This is a genomic window from Maribacter sp. (assembly GCF_039968975.1).
In the GTDB taxonomy this organism is placed as follows: Bacteria; Bacteroidota; Bacteroidia; order Flavobacteriales; family Flavobacteriaceae; genus Maribacter.
On the sequence record NZ_JBDVOT010000122.1, the window covers coordinates 1 to 24,322 of the forward strand.

Sequence of the window (24,322 nt, forward strand, 5' to 3'; positions counted from 1 at the left end):
TAGCTTTTCTGATAGATTGTATACCTTAAAAAGGTCTGTAACCAAATTCTATGGTTACAGACCTTTTTTTATACTATTATGTTGGTGTCTAATTTTTCGGTATTAGTTTATAGATACCCTTACCTTCAACGGCTACATAAATATAACCATCAGGTCCTTGTTTTACGGTACGTACTCTACCTAAACCAGGCATTAGTTTTTCACGCAAAATCACTTTTTTTCCATCCAGAACTAATCGTTCTAAATATTGAAAAGCTAAGGACCCAACTAATAGGCTTCCATTCCAATTTTTATATTTATCGGTTGTTACGAACTCCATGCCGCTAGGTGCAATAGACGGAACCCAATAATGTATGGGTTGTTCCATTCCTTTCATTTCAGTTTTATCTGTAATAGGTGTACCGCCATAATTGATTCCGTAGGTCACTAATGGCCATCCATAGTTAGCACCTTTTTTAATACTGTTTATTTCATCACCACCTCTTGGACCATGTTCGTTATCCCAAATTTCTCCAGTAACCGGGTGCTTTGTCAATCCTTGTGGATTTCGGTGTCCATAGCTGTAAATAGCAGACTTTGCTCCCTTGACATCAATAAATGGGTTATCTGTAGGAATGCGCCCATCATCATGTAAACGGTAAATTTTACCACCGTCTCTTTTTATGTCTTGCGGGTTAATATCTCTATCCCCACGTTCGCCAATTGAAAAGTATAGATATCCCTCATTATCAAAAGCAATTCTAGATCCAAAATGTTGCCCTTTGGTGGTATTGGGCGTAGCCTTGTAAAGTACTTGTGTTTCGGTCAAAGAATTGTTCTTCAATTTTGCTCTCATAATTGCTGTATGTCCGCCCTTTTCATTGCCGTCGGTTGATGCATAAGTTAGGTAAAGCCATCCATTCTTTGAATACTCTGGGTGAAGAGCGACATCCAATAGACCGCCTTGACCTCTATTATATACCTCAGGTACATTACTGATAATCGATTTTTCTCCATTAGCGAAGTGAATCAATTTTCCTTCTTTTTCGGTGATTAAAATACTTTTGTCAGGAAGGAAGGTGAAGCCCCATGGAATATGTACCTGATCGATGAACAGCTCAGCTGTAAAAACAGATTCTTTTGGTGTAGTTATCTTGTTGTCAATGTTTTGTGCGCAAGAAAAATTTAGCGATATAACGAATAAAAGATTGGATATAATACTATTTTTCATATACAAGCGTTAGAAATATATTAGAGAACACATGATTATTTAAAAGTTAAAATATAAGCAAAAAATTACACCCAAGAATTAATTAGATCCCAAATCGACTTTGTTCTTAAAAACGAATCTTAACCTATGCTTCCAAAACAACAGCGGTATGCGCTGTATGTACTTTTTCTGATTGTACTTTCAGTAATTGGTACTACGGCTTTAGCCAACTCCAAAGTAACTACTTTATACGAAGAGGTGGCTCATGTAATCGAAAAGGCTGTTTCGGTTTCTACCACAAATCAAACTACTTTAGAAAATAAAATTACATCTAAGTCTAGCTTAGCTGCTCCGGCAATGTTTACTACACTTATTGTAGGTGCAGATGATACGGAGACCTGTAATGACAACGGATTTACAATCGCGCGATTTAATTTATGTGGAGATTACGACGATCGTTTAATTAGTTTGTCCGGTGGTCCATATAGTTCAGTTTCATGGGAAGTATTAGGCGGCTCTTGTTCTTCAGATGTAAATACTGAATGTCCAAATACCACGTCCTCATGTTATTCTTCAGTTGGTTCTGGTCAAACATTTAACATAGACGCTAGTTCTGTACCTTCAACTTCAGGGGCAGAATATAAAGTTGTTGTAGATGGACAACCATATTATTTTAAAGTAAAGAAAAGTACCATAACTCAAACATATGTAAAACAAGATTATATCTGTGGTGTAGATGGTAGAATTCAGATTACAAATCTTTCTAGTGCATATGAATTTAGTATTGATGGTGGTGCTACTTGGCAAGGAGCTATATTTTCAAACTTAACTCCTGGTACATATAATATACTTGCAAGATTAAAAAATACGGCAAATACTTGTGAGTATCCTTATGAGCCTATAGTAATAGAAGAGAAGGAGATAGAGATTGCTACTACTTTTACAGATGCTTTATGTAGTGGAGATACAGGTACTATTACGGTAACCGCTTCTAATGTTCCTGGACCTTATAAATATACTTTATTAAATTCTAGTGGTATTGCGCAAGAATTTACGGCTTTCATAACAACAAACCCTTACACTTTTTCAGCTGTAGGTTTTGGTACATATACCGTACAGGTAGAAACACAGCAATGTACTGGCGATCCTTTAAATGGTATAGACCCTCCAAGGCAAAGTCTAGATACTAGTGGAAATCCATTAACTATTGGTGCAGGAGCTTCGGCTTTAGATGCTTCTACTGAGGTAAACAATAGTTTTGGTTGTTCTGATATTTCTAGTGTAGATATTACTTTAAATACAGAGGGCGGTTCTGCTCCATATACCTTTACTGTAAATGGTGGACCGGTTCAACCTTCTTTTGGAGATGCCGCTGCAGATTCTGGCACAACAACATATACGGTCAGCACTGCAGGAACTTATGATTTTGTAATTACCGATAGTAACGGTTGTATTATAAACGCTTCTTCAGATGTTGAAGATTTATTACCTCCAGATATTGATGTAGCAGGTATTGATGGTACGTGTAGCAATGGCGGTGCAAAATTAGAATTTACTATAAACAATGGTAGAGGTTACAATATTTCTTATAGAGAAAGTGCATCTGATCCTTGGGTAAGTACACCACAAATATCAGTTGCGGCGGGAACATACAATGATATTGAAGTAAGATACCAACAAGGCGGATTTGAATGTACTTTAGATTTACCTTCTGTAACCGTTGATACTGTTGGGTCATTAACGGGGACTGCAATCAAAGTTGCTGATGTAACTTGTTCAGGGACTGGTAATGTGGGCGGACAAATTGATTTTGTTGGTCCGTTTTCTGGAGGTTCAGGTATTGGTTATGAGTTTAGTATAGACGGTGTTAACTTTTCAACTATCACTTCTTACACAGATTTAGCTGCAGGAACATATACACCTATCATTCGTGATGCAGGTGGATGTAGATTAGAATTGACCGCAATTGAAATTTTAGATGTTGATCCACCTACAGACTTAGATTTTGCACAAAGTAACACTAGTTGTGCTGCTGGTACTACAGATGTTCAATTGACTCCAACAAGTAATGCTGCTATCAATAGGTACGAAATTATTAGTCCGTCTTATGTAGACAACGGTACTAATGATACGTTTACTGGGTTAATGACTTCTCAGGCATATATTTTTCAGATTACAGATGTTAATGGATGTTCATATACCGAAGGTTTTAGACCTGTTGAAATAAGTTCTATTCGAGTTCAAGTTAAATCGGGTGGAGACTTAAGGGTCTGTAACGGAGCTAACGATGGTAGTGGAACTTTTATAGTTGACGGTTTTGCAAATAACTATACTTATGATATTAATGGCGGTGTCACTAGTGCTCCACAAAGTGATCGTGAAGTAGATTTACCATTATCAGGGGCAGGAACTTATACAATTACGGTAACCGATGCTGATACAGGTTGTACAGATACTATTTCTTTTGATATAAATGAAGCTCCGGTTTTAGATTTATCTACTAGTACGGTAACTGCTATGAGCTGTGCCAATGGAAATTTAGGAGCAGTAAGAGCAGAAGCAATTGGCGGATGGGGTACATATAGATACACTTTAACTCAGCCTGTAGGACCACAAATAGGACCAAAATCAGGAAGTACTTTTAGTAACCTTTCTGCAGCGGGAACATACACATTAACTGTTGAAGATGCAGAAGGTTGTACAGATACCTTTACATTTGATTTAAACCCTATCGATGCACCAAGTATAGCATTAGATGGTCCATCGTCAGATTTTTGTTTTGTAGCTGGTACAGGTGCAACTGTTGCAGTTACTTCTACTGCAGGTACGGCTGCAATTGGAACACATCAATATAGAATTAACGGTGGTGCACTTCAGCCAAGTGCAACTTTCGCAGGACTTTCTCCTGGTAATTATACCATTGAGGTTGTAGATGGTAATGACTGTTCAGATAGTCTTCCTATAACTATCGCTCCTCAATTAAGAGTAAATACAAGTATTGTAGCTGAAATACCTTGTGGTGGAGCTGATGGTACCATTAGAGTAAGTGTTAACGGTGGTTATACTTCTGGTGCTGGAGCAAAACAGTATGAGGTTAGTTCTGATGGCGGTGCTACTTTTGGTTCGGCAATTCCACTTACTACCAATACTTTTGATTATGATACAAATTTACCTGGAGATTATGTTTTCAGAATTACAGATAATAATACGACAAGTAGTGGTTGTGTAGCTGAGTCTGTTTCAATAACATTAAATCCGCCTCAAAATATTGCAGCGGCTGCTTACACGACAAGACCGGTTAGTTGTAGTTCTACAAATAACGGTGCGGTAACAATAATACCAGATGCTACTAGTGGCGTACCGCCATATGAAGTGAATTTCAATGGAATGGGTTGGGCGTCAGAAACGGTATACTCTAACTTAACGGTGGGTACTTATTCATACCTGGTTAGAGATGCTAGAGGTTGTGAAACTCCGGCTGATACATTTGATATTGTATTAGATAATACGCCTCCACCTGCTACTACGGTTTCTGAAATACAGGCAGTTTGTGGAGGTAGTGGACCGGTTAGTGGAGGAATTAATATAGACGCTGTAACGGACGGTACGGCTAATTATACATTTATAATTGAGGACAATACAGGAGTAGAGATTACAAGAATGGAAGATGTTGATCCTGCTACCTTGCCTGTGCAAATTTTAGATCCATTGTTAGTAACGGGAGATTACACGGTTATTACAATCGATGATAATGGTTGTACGGATATAGATACTGTTTCTATTACTTCAAACGAAGTGGTAATTACACCAATACTGCAACCAGCACCAGCAGATTGTGATGATACGTCATTTACTTATGCTGTTACCGTAAGTGGTGGCTCAGGCTCATATGAAATTAGATTAATAGATCAGCCAAGTTTCAATCCTTTAAATAATACACCAGCAGTTAATGATCATACCTTTAGTAATACTGATGATGGTATTCAGTATGGTGTAGCGTATACCGTAGTTGTTTTAGATACGGGTACTGGTTGTACGTACGAACAAGAAATTCCACCAGTTGAAGGACCTTCATTATTAGATGTTACAGCAGTGTCAACCCCAGGAGCTTGTGACCTTAACAGAAATGGAGAAATAGATTATGAAATTACAGGTTATAATGTAGGTGATGATTTAAGAATTGAGTTAATAAACAATGAAGATGGTTCTATTATAGTTCTAGAAAATTCAATTTCTCCGCTAATTACTACGTATGGTAATATATATCCAGAACTTCCAGGTGAATATCAAATTTTGGTAACCAATTTAACTTCTACCTGTACCGATGCAGTTTCGGTTACAATTGATCAAAACTTGCCAGATATTGATATCTTACAAGAAGTTCCTGCAAATTGTAATGCTTTTGGTCAAGTTACAGTACAAGGTCGTGGTGGGTCAGGTGGTCCATACGAATTTGCCTTTATGGATACGGGTGTACCTCCTACAGGTTGGACAACCGATACTACATTTTCGGCAGCCGATGGTACTTATGATGTTTACGTAAGAGGTGCAAGTGGTTGTACTTCTTTTGATATCGCAACGATTATATCTTTAGATCCAGATTTACCTACTCCAGATTTTACAGTAGATAACCAATGTGATCCAACCTCAACTACCTTTGCTATAACGGTTACAATACCTGGTTCAGTAAATACGCCAAGGTTTACTTTAGGTGGTGATGAGCAATTACCAACATATGTTCCTGCTTCAGGTTCTGACCCTGCCATTTGGACTTACACTTATACTGTAAGCAGTCCAGGTGATTATGTTGTTGATGTTGTGGATGCCAATGGTTGTACAAGTCAGGATACGGCTACAGTATATGATTTCTTGTCTGCTTCGGGTGAGTTCACAACAGATAGTACTTGTAATGATGCCGATGGTGAAATTACAATAACTACAAATGGTGGTAGTGGAGATTTTAAGTATGAATTAACGGGAACAGATTATAACTCTAATGCGGTAGGAACTATTTCGCAAACTAACGACCCTATTTTTACGGGACTTACACCAGGTACATATGAGGTTAGAATTATTGATAATATTATGTTTGATGGTTCTGATTATTGTGAAACCACGGTCACAAACATCATTCTAAATCAAGCAGCTCAACCAGTTATCATTTCACAAGAAGCAATTGATATTAGTTGTAGAGATGAAAATGATGGTACAATAGAAGTTGTTGTTGATCCTGCTAATGCAGCTGTACCATTTACATCACAAGATACTCCTATAACTTATATCTTAAATGATGTGACTTCAGGAACAATAGAGGTGACAAGAAATAATACGGGTGCTTTTTCAGATTTACCAGCCGGTGACTATCAAGTACAGGTGGTAACTGCACGTAATTGTGAGGTTCTATCTGATGTGCATACTATTGACAATCCAGATGCATTTAGTATTACGGCTAGTGCTGCAGATTTTGCTTGTGAGCCAGGTGCAAACAGATATAGTTCAACTATAATTACAGTAAACGTTGTAGATGCTGGTACTGTAGGATCAGGTTATCAATATAGTATCACTGGTTTTGAAAATTATCAAACTGGAAATACTTTTGAAATCATTGACGATGGTAGCGCACAGAATATTACTGTTTATGCAATTGATGGAAATGGTTGTCAGACTACATTTGACGTTCCTACTATCAATCCACCTACAGATGTTGTTCCAACAATTATTGAAGTAGATATTTTAAATTGTAGAGATGATGAGCGTGTACGTATAGAAGTGACAGGTACAACCGATTTTACCGTAAATACGGTTTCGGTTACAGCGGTTGCTCCTGTAAGTAATACTTCAGGTAATAACTATGTAGATGTGTACTTGCCAGCTGTAGGTGATTACCTATTCGAGATTGTAGATAATACGGTGGGCTGTACTTACCCAATGCCTGTACATACTGTAAATACTCCAATTGCTCCTACAGTATTAATTAGTGAAGCGAAACCGGTTAGTTGTGCGGTGCCAGGTAATGACGGTGCTCTTTTTATTACAGTAAGCGATTACGTGGGTGTATTTGATTACATCGTTTATGAAGCTACTGATGACGCTAGAACAACACCTTTGGCTTCCGGAACTTTTGATACCAATAATTTCCCTGATTTAAATGGAGATGAAGCAAGAATAGATAATTTAATAGGAGGAAATTTAATTGTTGATGTTGTTTCTAATGATATGCCATTTTGTTCGGGAACAAGTAATGTTACCAATATAAGAACACCTAATGGTGAACTTCAAGTTACTGCAGAATCTATAGGTAACGTGAGCTGTACTAATGATACTGGTGAAATAATAGCCACAGGTACAGGTGGTTGGGATACTACTCCGTATGAGTACAGATTATTGATGAGTACTGATGGCGGTTCTAGTTATACTACTGAAATTGCTGCTTTTTCAAATGATAATGAATTCACAGGATTGTCTTTCGGGTTCTATGAAGTGGAAGTTAGAGATGTTGAGGGTTGTACGAATACAGTGGAAATTGAATTGGAAGAAGTTCCTCAAATTGTTGCTGGTATTAGAGAGCCTCAGAGTTTAGATTGCCCTAATGGTAACAATGCAGTTTTAGAAGCTTATGATATTACTTCTGGTGATGCTATTACGGCTACACCAGGTGCTAGTGGTGGTTTTGCCGGTGCAGGTTATAATTACACATTATTATATTTAAGTGGCAATGATAACACAGCTATAGTATCTGAAAGTGGATTGCAAAATACACCAACTTTTATCGGTGATAGCGGAGGTTATATTAGCGCTGGTTGGTATGCAATAGAAGTATCTTCTAGTTTCGGATGTTCTTTCGTGACAGATGCTTACTATGTAGATCCACCACCACCAATTCAACCATTATTGGTGCAGACGAGAGTGCCTGGTTGTGGTGGAGATGGTGAAATGAGAATGACTATTGAGAATCCTGATCCATTATTTACATACGAATATCAAAGAGTTGAAAACGGAGTAGTAATAGGTACTTACTTGCCGATGACAGGAAACTCTGTGACCATTTCAGGTGTTCAAGGTATTACATATCAATTTGATGTTAGAAAGGTAAACGGAGCAGGAGCTTGCCCTGCTATACGTTCTAATGGTATTACCATGACTAATGCTACTGGTATAACTTTGCTTCCAAATTTACCGGATGATATTTCTTGTGCCTCTGAATTAGACGGTAGAATAGAATCATTTGTAAACGGTGGTGTAGGTGCAGATTTATTTTATCTATATGAAGGCAATCCCATAGATGCATTTAATCCTGTGGCTACAGCAACAGTAATTAGAGGTCCTCAAGATAACGGAACATTTGAAGGTCTTCCTGAAGGTACTGAATATTATATAGCGGTAACTAGTGGGGCTACTTGTATGGATATTGCTGGTCCGTTTGAAATAATAAGACCTGATCCTATTATTTTTGATGCCGTACCTACAAATGTAACTTGTAACGGAGAAGAAGATGGATCAATAACAGTATCTGTTAGTGCGGGTGGAGAAGGACTGATTCAATTTGCAATTGCACCTAATTTCAATGAATTTTTTAGTGATTCTGATAACCCGGGTATCTATACTTTTGATGAACTAGCCGCAGGTACGTATGAGATATTGATCAAAGATGATAATGGTTGTTTTGAAAAAGATTTTATAACAATAGAGGAGCCGGATCAGATAGAAGTAATCAATATTGACACTACAGATGAATTGTGTATTGGTGCTAATAATGGAACAGTAGTTTTTGATATTGTTGGCGGTACGCCTTTTGATGATGTATTAGTTAATTCTACTCCGTTTTATGAATACAAAATAGAAATGGTTGATCCTGTAGATCAAACTGGTACATCTGTATTTGCACCATATAACGGAGAGATAATTGAAGATTTACAAGGTGGTGCTTCATATATAATTTATATACAAGATTCTAATTTTTGTACAGCATCAGAGTTGTTTACCATTGACATAGGGGTAGATTTGACTGCAGAACCACAAATTCAGTATGGTTGTGAAGGTATTTTCCCTACAAGTACATCAACTATTCAGATGGCTAACAATAATTTGTTGTCAGAACTAATGTTTGCATTAGACCCAATAGATCCAACGGACGCTATCACAGCAAATGCTACTGATCAGTATGTGTGGGGAGATCTACCTGCTGGTGATCATATCGTATATATATATCATGAAAATGGATGTACCAACATAGTTGAGTTCAATATTGATGGTTATGAGCCTTTAAGTTTGGTTGTTGATAAAACAGGACCTAATGAAGTTCATGCAACAGCAGCTGGTGGTTATGGCGAATATGAATTCTTTTTCAATGGACAATCGTACGGTGAGGAAACAACGTTTACAACCAACGAAAGCGGAATTGTAAATGTGCGTGTAAGAGATGCTAGAGGTTGTGAGTTAGAACTTAGTGTGCCTTTTGAATTTACAGGAATGTTGGAATTTCCTAATTTCTTTACGCCGGATGGTGATAACCTAAATGATATATGGTCTCCAAATAACAGAGAATTATTTGACGGAGTAGTGGTTAAAATTTATGACCGATATGGTAGAGTAGTAGCTGTCCTTGATGAGGTTAGCGGTTGGGACGGTACCTATGAAGGTAAAGAAGTACCAACAGGTGACTATTGGTATGTTGTAAATGCAAATAGTGATGCTATTAAATACGTTGGTCATTTTACATTGTACCGATAAATTTAAGAGATAATATAGATTTAAAAAAGAGGATGCATTTTGTATCCTCTTTTTTTTGTTTTAGAAAATACCTTTTAAGTTTTTGAATTCTTATTCGTCTAACTATTTGAATAAAAATCAACCTAAAATTTGTTTAACTTTAATCGGACTTGTTTTTAGGGTACATTTGATAGGAATTTTTGCATTTATAGATGAGGTTAGTTTTATATATTATTTTGTTGGTGATTTTTCAAAGTTGCGCGTCTCAAGCAAAACCTATTCTGATAGATTCAGAAATGGAAACGAACGTAAAGGAAAATCTTGCCTATTATTTATATTATCCAGAGGACTATGAAGAAGAGCCTGAGAAAGACTTTCCAATTCTCTTGTTTTTACATGGTGGAGGTGAATCGGGCGATAGTCTGGTTACAGTGAAAAGAAATGGTCCACCAAAATTAATTGTTCAAGGGAAGAAGTTTCCTTTTTTGATATTAGCTCCTCAAAATCCGAATGCAAAAAAGTGGTGGAACACAAGGGCTGTTAAGCAATTGTTAGATTCTATTGTAGATAATAACAGAATAGATAAGCAAAGAATCTATTTAACAGGATTAAGTAGAGGAGGAGGAGCCGCTTGGGAATTGGCAGTTCAATATCCTGATACATTTGCAGCAATGGCTGTGGTTTGTGGTATGGCACCATTGCCCTATGCTTCATGGATCAATAGAAAAATGCCAATATGGGTGTTTCATGGAGAGAAAGATAAATCTATTCCCTTTTCCGAATCAGAAAATATGGTCGCCAAATTAAAGGAAATGGGCTACGAGGTCATATTTACGAGATATCCGAACGTTGGTCATAACGCATGGATTAAGGCTTATGAAACCGAAGCGCTATACGATTGGTTCATAGATCAAGAATTGAAATAGAATATTTATTGTATGATCGCAGGTAAGAAGATAAAATATATTGGATTAATAATTCTTATTTTCTTGCTGAGTTATTGTTTTTGGAATTTTAAAAATGCTATAGAAATTTCTGATTATTTAGAGCCTGAAGTAGTGGCAACGCATTACACTGGAAAAAACTTTGTGGCATCAGAGACCTGTTTAGAATGTCATCAAGATATCTACAAAGCCCACTTAAGAACAGCTCATTTTAATACTTCTTCATTTGCTGATTCTGCACATATTCTGGGGAACTTTGAAAAAGGGGAAAACGAATTGAATCTTACTGGTGTACGTTTTAAGATGATTGAAGAACGTAATGATTTTTTTCAATTATCAAAAGCTAAATTTGGAGATACGGATGTATTAAAATCTAAAATTGATATTGTAATAGGGTCGGGTGTTAAGGGGCAAAGTTATCTTCATTGGGAAGATGATAGGCTAAGTCAGTTGCAAGTGTCATATTTTAAGCCAACAGGGAATTGGGTAAATAGCCCAAACTTTCCAAATCAATATTATACAAGAAAGGTAGATGATAATTGTTTAAAATGTCATGTAACTTTTGCGAAGAACACTAATGTTTCTGGGAACGGTAATATGTATGATAGAGAACAGATGTTGTTGGGTGTAGATTGTCAACGTTGTCATGGCCCATCAGAAGAACATGTAAAATATCATAGAGCAAACCCTGATGATAAACAAAGTTCTTTTATAAGTAGCTATACCAATTACACTCGCCAACAACGTTTAGATGCTTGTGCCGTGTGCCATTCAGGCCTTCAAGCTCAGCAAATTAAAGGTAATCCGTTTTTATTCTTAGCAGGGGATACTTTGTCACAATTTTCAAAAAACTACAAGAATTATGATACTAATTTAAAGTTGGATGTTCATGGAAATCAAATGGGTCTCTTAGGTTCGAGTTCATGCTTTATAAACTCAACTGAAATGGATTGTGTTACATGTCATGATCCTCATGTTAATCAAAGGTCAAATGCCAATGTGTTTAATTCTAAATGTTTAACCTGCCATGACACTGAAAAAATTAATAGTTTGACTGTTAATACGATACACAATTCGGCTCAAAATTGTATTTCTTGTCATATGCCTTTGGTTCCTTCTGAAGTAATGAAACTAAAGATCGAGAGTGAAGTTGATGAAATACCAGTCTATATAAGAACTCATCTAATAGGAATATATAAGTAAATAAATAAAGGTCTAAAATAATAAAGAGTGGTTAAAATATTTTAACCACTCTTTGTGCAACTAACAATTAACAATACTATTTTTCTTTAATAAGCAGGGTCTTGTGTCAACGTTGGTTGACCATCAACTGCTGATCTATCTATAGCTTGACTTGGAATAGGGAAATACTCATTTTTACCAGTCGTAAAAGTTTTACCTACTAAATACGTCCTGTGTTGAGATTCACTAGCTAAATAATTATTGAGTGTCTCGCCGGCTATTCCCCAACGTACAAGGTCCCAATAGCGATGACCTTCCATAGCGAATTCAAGTCTTGTTTCAAATCTAACTGCATCTCTAGCAGTAGACTGATCTGTCCATGGGGTATCATAAGTTGCTATGTCGTAGTTCGCCGCAGCTGTGCCTTCAACAATAGTATAATCATTTCTGTCGGTACCTTGTGTAGCTAAAGGAACGAAACCAGCCGGGTTTGCAGCTCTTGTTCTAATTTCATTTACAAGTTCTCGAGCCCTTTCTAGGCTACCAACCTCTACTTCTGCTTCTGCTAACCATAAAAGAATCATACCATAACGCATATAACGGTAGTTATTAGCAGATAAATTTCCCCATCCGCCAATGCCAAATCCTTCAGGTTCGGCTACATGCTTTTTAGAGAAGAAAGGACCGGCATATGATAAATCTCTAACAAAATCTGTTTGATAAATTTTAAATCCTTTGTAAAGAATACCAGGTCTGCCTAGAGTATGATCAATTCTAGGATCTAAGGTGGCTGTTTCTGCGCTGGAACCGTCTTCATTGATTTCAATTGAAATGTCTTCAGCGTCAAAATTTTCTATCAACGGTAGCCCATTTTCCGTTCTATAGGCATTTACTAAATTTTGAGAAACTTGATAAAAACCACAACATCCCCATGGATCGGTATATGGATGAGCAAGTCCCATACCTCTACTGGAAGCCTGGTCTGCTGCACTACTAACAGCATATTGAATTTCAAAGATAGATTCTGGGTTGTTTCTGGTAGCCACCAAAAAGTTTTCTTCAAATGAGGTAGCAAGGCTAAAGGTATTAGAATTTACGATTTCATCTAAAATTGTTTTGGCTTCACCTAATTTAGTTGTGTTTGGTGTACCGTTTTCATCCCAGCCTTGGTATATTTTAGATTTAGCTAAAAACGCTTTTGCTGCCCAACTAGTTGGTCTACCTACTTGGCTTTGTGTAGTAGGCAAGCTTGCTGCTGCGGCTTCAAAATCTGCTTCAATAAATGGCCATATTTCACGATCATTAGGAACTTTTGTGCTTTCTACATCATCTAGAATATAATCTTCTTCACTAATGTATGGTGGCATTCTCCACATTTTACGAGCCTCCATATGAAAAATACCTCTTAAAAAACGTGCTTCTGCAATTACTTGAGTTCTTTTTTCATCAGATAAATCTTCAAGATTATTTGCTGCATTTATAGCATTATTTGCTCTAGCGACACCTTTGAACAAAGACCTCCAACGGTTGGTAATATGACCGTTAAAAGATTGAAAATCATATGCTTCAATAAAAGATTGTTCAGGTTGGTCACCTGCATCTGTACCTTTTAAGGCGTCATCTGAGGCAAGATTAAAAGCCCAGTTCTCTACTGTAACGTTCCAGTCTGCTGTGTCATCGAGACCTGTGCCATCTATCATTGCATATGCACCTAGTAAAATGCCATCAAGACCATCTTCAGTTTCAAGACTATTTGTGGCAAATTGCCCTTCTGGAGTACGTGTTAAAAATTCATCGCTGCAACCAACTATAAAGATGGTCATACAGATAAATGTTATTAATATTAAGTTTTTTCTTTTCATCATTAAAAATTTAAATGTTTCATTAAATCAGAGCTGTTTTAAGCTTGTTATAATTTTAGTTTAGCGTTAATCGTAGACCTAAAGTATAGGTACGTGAAACTGGCATATAACCACCATCAAAACCTAACGTCGCATCATCTCTATTACCTGCTTGAATTTCTGGATTTAAACCAGTGTATTTTGTCCATGTTGCCAAATTTTGACCTTGAACATATATTTGTCCTCTTGAAATCCCTATTTTTTCCATTAAATCAGTTGGGAAAGTATAAGTTAATTGAACATTTTTCAATCTAAAATAACTACCGTCTTCAATAAAGTAAGAAGATGGTCTACTACTAATTTGATCATTTGCATCCATAATTGGAACAGTGGCATCAGGGTTAGCGGCTACCCATTCACTAACAGGAGCAGTTGGGTTTGCAGGTTGCCAAGCATCATATAAGGCTCTTTGAGATCTGTTTCCTTGAAATGTGTTGAAATCAGAGAAATACCTAACGTAATTATAGATGTCATTTCCTTGAGAACCATTACCGAAGATGTTCAAAGCTAAATTTTTATAACTAAAATCTAGGTTTACTCCATATGTAAAATCTGGATGGGGACTTCCAATAATAGTTCTGTCATCATCATCAATTACCCCGTCATTATTAACATCGGTCACTTTAAGTTTTCCAGGTGCGTTGTAGCTACCGTAAGTTGGCCAAGCATCTGCTTCAGCCTGTGATTGAAAAAGACCTTCGGTCTGAAATCCATAGAAAGAAGAAATTGGCTCGCCTACCTGCGTAATGGTTAAAGATGGAACTCTTGATGCATCACCAAATAAAATTGTGCCATCATCAGTTTCACTTAGTCGATTAACCTCATTTTTGTATGCAGATAAATTAAAGCTTACACCATAACCCCAGTCGCCTTTTTTGTCATCCCAAGATAATTGTAAATCAACACCTTTATTAGTCATTTCACCAACATTAAAGAAAGGTGCTTGAGCATCACCAGCAGTGTAAGTTATTTGTCTTCTAAACAACATATCGGTAGTAACTCGGTCCCAAAGGTCTAAGCCTACATTAAATCTTCTATCAAACATTGAAAGATCAATACCAATATTGTTTGAAGTAGTCGTCTCCCATTTTGCATCTGGATTTCCATAACTTTGAACATCAAAACCTAATGTTGGTGCTCCCGTAGCTCCATCGATAGGATAACCGGCATTGAAAATATTTGAACGATAAGTGGTGTAAGAATTGTAATCTCCAATTTCTTGATTACCGGTTTTACCCCAACCATATCTAAGTTTTAATTCATCTACATTTTCTAGGTTTTCCATGAATGCTTCGTCTGAAACTCTCCATCCTAAACTAAATGCAGGAAAAATAGCACTTCTAGATGCTGATTGAAATCTAGAAGATGCATCGTTTCTTAGAATAAACTGTGCTAAGTACTTACCATTGTAGTTATAATTCAGTTTACCGAACTCAGAGAATAAAGTGTAATCTCTAAAAGCATAGCCGTAATTACTAGCCGTGGTGGCATCACCCAAATCTAGATAACGTTGAATGTCTAAGGTTTCAAAAGCGTAACCATTTCTGCTTGCACCAAATTCTTCTCCATAAGCTTCAATACCTTCAACACCAATATAAGCGTCAAAATTGTGAACTTCATTCCATGTTTTTGCATATGTTAAAACCGTATTCCATTGCCATTGGTATTCATAACTATTTGTCGATGTAGAACCGCTAATAAAATTACCTTCTACATATTCAGGGTTTTGTCTACTTAAATATCTACCTCGCTCACCGGTTGCATCTACACCGAAACTAGATTTTACTTGTAATTCGTCAGTAATGTCATAGGAAGCAAATACATTACCAAATACACGTAATCGATATGTTCTGTTGTCTTGCTCTCTATATAAAGTGGCATAAGGATTAAAATTGTTACCTAAATTTGCTCCTCTACTACCTGCAAAATTACCCGCTATATCATAAATAGGTAATAACGGATGATGCTTATATGAACCGGAAACTGCATTTTGCTCTTCGTCATTGCCAAAGCCACCTTTTCTATTATCAAAATTAACCGATAGGTTTTCCCCAACGGTCAGCTTTTTGTTTAGTGCTTTAAATTCAGTGTTGGCTCTTATAGAAGTTCTATTGTAACCTACGAATTTAGTTATTGCATCTTGAGCAAAATAACCTAGCGTAAATGCGTACCGCGCATTTTCTGTTGCTCCAGAGGCTGAAATTTGATGATTTAATATTGGGGCGGTCCTTGTAACTTCATTCCACCAATTTGTATCTGCAGCACGTACAATTGCATTAATATTACCTTCTTCTAACGCGTATAAGGCGGGGTCAGTTCCTGGGTCACCTTCCATAGCGCCACTAGGAAAAACGTAATCAGGAATACCAACTTCCCCATTAGGCCCAAATGTATATTGACCATGACTTGGAGTTTTGCCTGCATATAAATCTGCTAGATATAAATATTCACCTAATTCTGCAGCATTTAAGGCTTCAACCTCTCCAAGACCAGATTGTAATCCGTAATAAGTATCATAAGTAATAACTGGTTTACCCATTTTACCTTTTTTCGTGGTGATGATGATTACCCCATTTGCGGCTCTTGAACCATAAATTGATGCCGCAGAGGCATCTTTTAATACTTGTAAAGATTCAATGTCATTAGGGTTAAGATTGGCTTGCGATCTAGATGGCACCCCATCTATTACATAAAGAGGATCGTTATTGCCGATTGTACCAAAACCTCTAATTCTAACTGTTGCTTCACCACCAGGTGTTGCATCGTTTACGATTCCTATACCTGCTGCTCTACCTTGAAGTTGTTGGGCAAAGGTTGTAGCAGGCACTGCGTTAAGTTCTTCAACATCTACAGTGGCAACAGATCCCGTTACATCTCGTTTTGATTGAGACCCATAACCTGTTACTACTACTTCGTCAAGTGCTGCCGCATCTTCGTTCAAAGTTACTGAGATAGGGGATGAGCTAGCGGCTACCTCTACAGTTTTAAACCCTACGTAGCTAACGACCAAGGTTGCTGTTGCAGCAACGTTAATGGTGAAATTACCATCAAAATCTGTTTGTGTACCATTTGTTGTACCTTTTTCAATAATACTGGCACCTGGTAACGGAGTGCCTAAATCATCTAATACTGTACCAGTAACAGTAGTTTGAACCGTTTTCAGTTCATTGTCAGTTAATTCATTCGGTTTTTCAAAGGCTCTAGTGCTTTGAAAGCAGATAGATGCCAATATCAATAAAATCCCTGTTCTTAAGACGGAAAGTCTTTTTTTGGATTTTACCGATTTAAAATCTAGTTTTTGATTCATAATAAGTTGTTGTTTGATTAATTGTTGATTTATTATATAATATTAATGTGTGTTAATGATTACATAATTTTACCATAATATTAGTTAAAATATTACGAAATAATTAATTAATATCAATATTTATTATGAATATGGTTTTATGGTTTAAAAAGTGTTGTTAGTCGATTAACAGATGTTGTTTGTAGCTTTATTGAAATGTTTTGCGAGAGAAAATTAGGCATTCAGATGTTAAAAATAAACGTGATTGATGCTGAATTTTATCAATTCCTGATTCAGAAGTAGTGAATTTTATGTTATACGTTGAAAAAATTAACACGAAATACCATATTCTTATTTGTAAGAAATATATCTCACAAATAAGAACATGGGATAATCAAAAGTAGTATGAGTTTAGTTTTTTTGAAAAACACGAATAGAATCTCTGTTCTGTGTCACAATATAATAGGGTGAGCCTTTGGTGTTACTTTTAACCTTGCGTATACTTTTAGAATCGCCAGGTACTAGGAAACCACTTTCAGCAGTCGGTATGAATTCGTAATTTCCTGTGCCATCATTCTCTAAATAGCCTCCGTTAAAAGCATCATTTTTACCAATGAAAATTTCATTTCCAAAATTGTTACCTATTAGTAAAAGATCATTTTTATTTTGGTCAAAAGTAACTGTTGCTATGCCATTCAATGTTGCCATTTGTGCCTCATTTGGTAATGCAGTATGCTTAAAAGTATTATTACCTTGATTTATCATAACTATACTTTTATCATAGTTGCCAATTAAAGTTGAAGCACCATCTAATTCTTCTGGGCTTAGTAATGTAGCTATTGTGGCTTTAGAATAAGATTTGTAAGTGTTGTATTTGGCTCTAAATATAGGGCTTTGACCATATAAATCACCCCAAAAATTCACAGGGAAAGGCTTGTATTCTGGATTGTCAAAACTTTCTTTGTAATAAGCAAACATTACAGGGTCTACAGTGCCGTTATTGTCAAAATCTTTTGAGATGACGGTTACGGGTCTTTCGTTAGTTGGTTGATATAGATTATTAGCACCTAAATTACCAACTATAAAATCTATGTCCCCGTCATTATCAACATCGGTTTTAAATATAGTTTCCCACCAACCTAATAAATCATCTACTCCTGTATGTTCTATTTTGGTTAGGCTAGTTTTATTGTTTTTGAAAATTGTTATCGGCATTAATTCGCCAGTAATTACTAAATCTTCTAGTCCGTCGGCATCAATATCTGCCCAAGTGGCATCCGTAATCATTCCTAAATTTCTTAATTCAGGAGCAAAAGTGTCTGTCACGTCCTTTAGAACGCCATTATCATTTTTTAATAGGAAACTTTTTTCGGGTTTTGGATATTGAGAAAAAGGTGTTCTTCCACCAATAAACATATCTGTAAATCCATCATTGTCAAAATCAGTTGCAGTTACAATGGAACCACTAGCATTAATATTGGGAATGCTGTTTTTGTCTTCTGTAAAGTTGCGTTCACCATCATTAATAAATAAACGGTCTTTATATCGCTCATCACCAATGGCAAATTCATTGCTGCCAGAAACTAAATACATATCTAAATCGCCATCATTTTCAATATCTAGAAAGGCAATACTTTCTTCTTCGTATTTCATACTTTCTTTATCAGTAAATAAAGGCTGTTGTAAAAATTTTCCTTCTTTGTTTTGTAGAAATATTTGTGGAGAATAGCCGACAGAACTACCCACAATAAAATCTTCATGTCCATCATTGTTGATATCAAATACAGCTAGACAAGGGCCGTTTTGACTAAATTTATGAGGAAGGATACGTTGCATATTATAATCAACAAAATCTTTTTCTTCATGTAGGTATGTTATATCAACTGCTTTGGATACCTCTTTGAATATAGGCGCTATTTTTTTTGGTGCAAGCGGAAATTCTATTTTAGTAATAGCTACCTTTTTGGCGTTGCTATAGTTAACTTCAATTTTTTGATTACTTTTTACATTACTTAGTTGTTGAAACTTGCCATCTGGCCATAAGATATCAACCGTTACATTATTTTTGTCACCTAATCCAAAATGTAGAACATCTTGTACCGTAGACATATACCCTCTGTAAGTGTGGTATTCTTGGTATTGAAAGGTGTTATCTGAAAATTTAACCGCAACTTTTGTTCCAGCTTCTAAGGATTTAGATTTAGGTCCAACTAAATCTATTGCCAAATAGTTATGAGAAAGCTCTTGTTGTTCGTTTAAAGTGTTTTTAAAAATTAAGGCTTCATCATTAATATTGTTTACAACATAATCTAGGTCTCCATCATTATCTAAATCTGCAAATGCGGCACCGTTTGAAAAAGAAGGTATGCCAATGCCCCAGTCGTTACTTGCATTTGTAAAGGTGTTATCTTTATTATTTTTAAAAGCGTAATTTGGTATTTTTACTTTTGGTATTGAATCCAGAATTTTAGAAGGACTTAAATATCTACTCACATTAAATTTAAAATCTCCAAAGTCTAAATCGGTAATATCTCGGGGAAACCCGTTGGAAATTAATAAATCTTTGTAACCATCGTTATCCATATCAGCAAATAGGGGAGACCAACTCCAGTCTGTTTTGGATACTCCTGCCATGAGACCAATTTCACTAAACGGAATATTTCTACCATTACCTTTCTGTAGCATATTTCTGGTGTATTGAAATTCATAATCAAACCTCTTATTAAGTATATACTCCGTGTATTTATGGCTAGGTAATGTAGTTTTTAACCTGCGATTGGTTTCACCTAACATATCTAAGGTGATAATATCTAAATATCCATCATTATTAAAATCGGAAATATCGTTACCCATAGAAAACTTGCTTTGGTGCTTTATGTTTTCTTTTATTTGATTCGTAAATGTTCCATCTTGGTTGTTTATATAAAGAATGTCATTCGATAGGTAATCATTGCTTACATAAATATCTGGCCAGCCATCATAGTTTAAATCTGAAATTGCTAAGCCTAAACCATACCCTTCTATTGTTATACCGGCTTCTATAGTTACATCTGTAAAAGTACCATCACCGTTGTTTCTGTATAATCTATCATTACTAAGAGCAGAGCCATCTATAATTTTTTTTCTGTAATTGGATGGTAATACATGAATGTCAATATTATTTAAGACATATAGATCTAAGAAACCATCTTTATTGTAGTCAAAAAAAGTTGCTCCCATACTATTACCAGATTCCTCTACGCCATATTCTGCCGCTAAATCTTTGAATTGTGGAATGCCTTCTTTTAAACCTTGATTAATAAAAAAGATGTTTTTTTTATTATTTTCTCCTTCTAACATTGCAGAGCAAATGTACATATCTAAAAGACCGTCATTATTGATGTCTACCAGAGCAACTCCTGTATTCCATTTGTTTAAGGCCTCAATCCCGGATTTTTTGGAAACATCTTTAAATTTAAAATCACCTTGATTTAAATATAATTTATTACTTACTTGATTACCGCTAAAAAATATGTCGGGTAAATTGTCATTATTGAAATCACCAATTGCAACACCACCACCATTAAAGATGTACTCGCTTGTTAGTATATTAAAACTATCGGTTTCAATTATTTGATTGTTGAATTCAATACCAGATTTGGAGGCAGGAATAACTTTAAACAATTTTTGCTTATGTTTTTCACATGAAGAAAAGCATATTATTGAGAACACTAAAACAAGGGCTAAAATGATACGCATGATTTTATTTATAAAATGAGTTCTATATTGATTGAAAGTTTGTCAAATAAAATATTAGTACAATAATTATGTATAAAAGGGTTATTGCTAAGGTAACTACTTTTGGTGTTTTAAATGCTGTGAATTATTAGTTTTAGGTTACTAGTATTTTAAGGATTTTCATGTTTGTTGTTCTAAACTTAGCATGTGTCTGAGAGTAAAAAAAAGCAGGACATCAATATTGATGTCCTGCTTTAAAAATAAGATTAGTTTTACTATTAGTATCCAGGATTCTGTTGTAGAACAGCACCACTTAAATCTATTGCGTTAATTGGTATTGGAAGAACGTCAAATGTAGAGGTGTAAGGAGATACCGTACCTTGCATTGCTGTAATGATTCTACTTTCATTTTCTACATATTCGTTTAGAACTTCTGTTGCAATACCCCATCTTCTTAAATCAAAAAGTCTATGACCTTCCATGGCTAGTTCTAACCTTCTTTCGAATCTTACTGCATTTCTAGCAAAAGTGGCATCAGAGAAAGTTGTATATGGTTCAATCACATAATTTGCTGCCATAGTACCTTCTATTGCTAGGTTTTCTTCGTCATATTCCGGTACGTAGGTCATGTTTTTTGCACGATTACGAACTTGGTTTACATAATCTAAAGCAGTGGTAAGGTCACCTGTTTCAACAGCAGCTTCTGCAGCCATTAATAAAACATCGGCAAAACGCATGATGTTGTAATTAATACCACTTCTTTGTTGTCCCCAATCACCAGTTCCAGCATTGACACCTATTTCATCAAATTGATAGATATTCTTTTTAGGAAGATATGGGCTACTACCTACATCTGCAGTTGTAGATCTAATCCAATCCATTCCAGCATTAATACCGTAACCGTTGTATTGAATTCCTCTTCTTCCCATGGTGTAGTCTATTCTTGGGTCTAGGTTGCCATCAAATGGTGTGAAATCCTCACTAGAAGGAATACCATAGTCATTAGTAATGTCCTCGTCATTAAAAGTTTCCAAAAGTGGAAGACCATCAGGACCTGTTTCGTATGCATTACTCAAATCTATTGATGGTTGGTAGAACCCACAACAAGTTCCTGTTGGTCCAGCCCCTGGGAAATTTAAAGTACCTCCGTCGTTACCATTGAATGACAGACCATCATCAGCAGAAAATTGAACGGCAAATACCGATTCTGTTGCATTTTCACCTGCTGCTGTAAAGTTGTCTAGAAATTCTGTATTCAATGCGTAAGGACCATTGTTGATAACGTCTTGTAATAATGACAGAGCATTGGTCCAATCAGATTGGTACAAATGGGTTTTACCTAAAAAGGCTTTTGCAGTCCAAGAATTTGGTCTACCAGCTTCAGGCTGTGTATCTGGAAGATTAGCAATAGCGAATTCAAAGTCTGCCTCTACCTGTGCCCAAATATCACCAGGATTAGGCTGATTATATTCAGTCGCTGCGGCGTTTTCTTCTGAAATGTAAGCAGGAGCTCCATATATTTTTTGAAGTTCAAAATTAGCATAACCTCTTAAAAACCTAGCTTCAGCTAATTTACCGGTAAAATCACTGTCGGTTAATTCTCCTATCAAGTTAATTACAGCATTAGCCCTATTAACACCAGCATATAATGCAGACCACCTACCAAGAACATAATCGTTAGAGGTATTTATATTATACTTTTCTAAATCACTCAAAGTAGCTTGGTCACCGTCAGTACTACCTTTGTGGGCATCATCAGAAATTACATCAAACCACCAATTATCAGGGCTATAGGCAAAGGCACTGCCTGCTAGGTTTTGGCGGTTTCCATCTAAACTAGAATAAGCACCTGTTAACAATAACTCTAAACCTACTTCATTTTGTAGTGCCTCATCACTAAGAGCACCTACAGCTGGTTGTGTTGTAAATTCATCGCTACAGCTAATCATAGCTGTTAGAAGTAACGAAAAATAGATATATTTCTTTTTCATTTTTTTAAAATTTTAAATTTGTACCTAGGGTAAAAATACGGGCAATAGGATATGATCCAAAATCTACGCCAACAGTTAAGTTGTCTGTTGAACCATCACTATTGAATATTGGTTGAACCTCTGGATCAACACCATTATAACCGGTAATTGTAAATAAATTAGAAGCTTGTACATAAAAACGAACTCCTTTCATACCTGTCTTTTCTAAAATTGATTCAGGTAAATTATATCCAATTTGAAGGTTTTTAAGTCTTAAATAAGAACCATCTTCTACAAAGTAAGAATTAGGATCTGCTTCATTGTTTACAATTGCATTGCCCAATGCAGGTAATGTAGCATCAGTATTATCTGGAGTCCAAGAATCTAATACTCTTGTACTACGGTTTCCATTAAAGAAAGTTGGAAAATCTGTAAATACTTTAGTGTAGTTGTAGATATCGTTTCCTTGAGAACCTTGAAAGAAAGCAGATACATCAAAGTTCTTATACGCAAAGTTTAAGTTTAAACCGTAAGTAAAGTCTGGATGCGGAGAACCAATAAAAGTTCTATCATCATCATTTATAGTGCCATTACCGTCTACATCTCTGTAAGTAAATCTACCTTCGTCATCAAAACCAGTTACTTCTCTACCAAAGAAAGAAGATATTGGTTGACCAACTTGTGTTCTTGTTACTGCACCACCACGAAAAGCTGAACTACCTGACTGGAAAGCACTAACTAATTCAGTAACTTCATTATCATACGAGGAGATGTTTCCTTCTATACCATATGAGAAGCCTGACTCTGTTTGTTTTTGATATCCAAGAGATACATCAAAACCTGTGTTTTCTACAGAACCTAAATTTACGAACGGTGCACTAGCATCAATCGCTGTAGTACTAATTAAACTATTATCTTGACTAATTAAGTCATTTGTAGTAAGTTTAAAGTACTCAAATGAAAAATTTAAGGCATTGTCAAAAAGTCCAAGCTCAAAACCTGCATTAACAGATGTACTTGTTTCCCATTTTAAATCAGGGTTACCAACAGAGGATAGTATTGCACCTGTAGTAAGTGCATCATCTCCATTAAAGGCGTAATTGGCTTGACTAAGACTTAAACTAGAAATGTTTCTAGTTGGATTGTTTCCAGGGATAGTTTGGTTACCTAATTGCCCCCAAGAACCTTTTAATTTTAATCTATTGACTACACCGTCATTATTAAAAAAATCTTCTTCACTAATTACCCAACCAGCACTAAGTGAAGGGAAAGTATCACTTTTATTATCTCCAATAAAACGTGAAGAAGTATCTCTACGTAAAGTTGCTGATAATAAATACTTACTTTGAAAAGAATAATTTACACTTCCAAAGACTGAATATAAAGAATTTGAGTCATCAGATGCATAACCAAAGTTAGGAGTT

Annotated in this window: 9 protein-coding genes; 3 read left to right on the forward strand and 6 right to left on the reverse strand. The window is 35.9% G+C overall.

Annotated features, from left to right (window positions below; genetic code table 11):
• Nucleotides 1-88: 88 nt before the first annotated feature.
• Nucleotides 89-1,210, reverse strand: coding sequence for a PQQ-dependent sugar dehydrogenase (locus ABJI11_RS08140; RefSeq protein WP_348351092.1), 1,122 nt, complete (start codon nt 1,208-1,210; stop codon nt 89-91).
• A gap of 126 nt (nt 1,211-1,336) precedes the next feature.
• Here ABJI11_RS08140 and ABJI11_RS08145 point away from each other — a divergent pair, with 126 nt between their 5' ends.
• The 3 genes from ABJI11_RS08145 to ABJI11_RS08155 all read left to right on the forward strand — a co-directional run bounded on the left by ABJI11_RS08145 (nt 1,337) and on the right by ABJI11_RS08155 (nt 12,045).
• Complete coding sequence (locus ABJI11_RS08145) at nt 1,337-9,919, forward strand: T9SS type B sorting domain-containing protein (RefSeq protein ID WP_348351094.1); 8,583 nt, start codon at nt 1,337-1,339, stop codon at nt 9,917-9,919.
• Between the two features lie 191 nt (nt 9,920-10,110).
• Nucleotides 10,111-10,824 (forward strand): PHB depolymerase family esterase, encoded by a 714-nt coding sequence (locus ABJI11_RS08150; RefSeq protein ID WP_348351096.1) that lies wholly within the window; start codon nt 10,111-10,113, stop codon nt 10,822-10,824.
• A 12-nt stretch (nt 10,825-10,836) separates the two neighbouring features.
• Nucleotides 10,837-12,045 (forward strand): multiheme c-type cytochrome, encoded by a 1,209-nt coding sequence (locus tag ABJI11_RS08155; protein WP_348351098.1) that lies wholly within the window; start codon nt 10,837-10,839, stop codon nt 12,043-12,045.
• Nucleotides 12,046-12,131: 86 nt separating this feature from the next.
• On the opposite strand, the gene ABJI11_RS08160 is transcribed toward ABJI11_RS08155, so the two are convergent.
• The 5 genes from ABJI11_RS08160 to ABJI11_RS08180 all read right to left on the reverse strand — a co-directional run.
• On the reverse strand, nt 12,132-13,847 hold the full coding sequence (locus ABJI11_RS08160; protein ID WP_348351100.1) for a RagB/SusD family nutrient uptake outer membrane protein: 1,716 nt from the start codon (nt 13,845-13,847) through the stop codon (nt 12,132-12,134).
• Nucleotides 13,848-13,941: 94 nt separating this feature from the next.
• A complete protein-coding gene (locus ABJI11_RS08165) occupies nt 13,942-17,232 on the reverse strand; it encodes a TonB-dependent receptor (protein WP_348351102.1) in 3,291 nt (1,096 codons plus the stop codon).
• Between the two features lie 390 nt (nt 17,233-17,622).
• Entirely contained in the window at nt 17,623-20,874 is a 3,252-nt protein-coding gene (locus ABJI11_RS08170) for a VCBS repeat-containing protein (protein WP_348351103.1), read from the reverse strand.
• A gap of 332 nt (nt 20,875-21,206) precedes the next feature.
• A complete protein-coding gene (locus ABJI11_RS08175; protein ID WP_348351105.1) occupies nt 21,207-22,919 on the reverse strand; it encodes a RagB/SusD family nutrient uptake outer membrane protein in 1,713 nt (570 codons plus the stop codon).
• Between the two features lie 4 nt (nt 22,920-22,923).
• On the reverse strand, nt 22,924-24,322 hold a 1,399-nt coding region (locus ABJI11_RS08180; RefSeq protein ID WP_348351107.1), incomplete at its 5' end, for a SusC/RagA family TonB-linked outer membrane protein.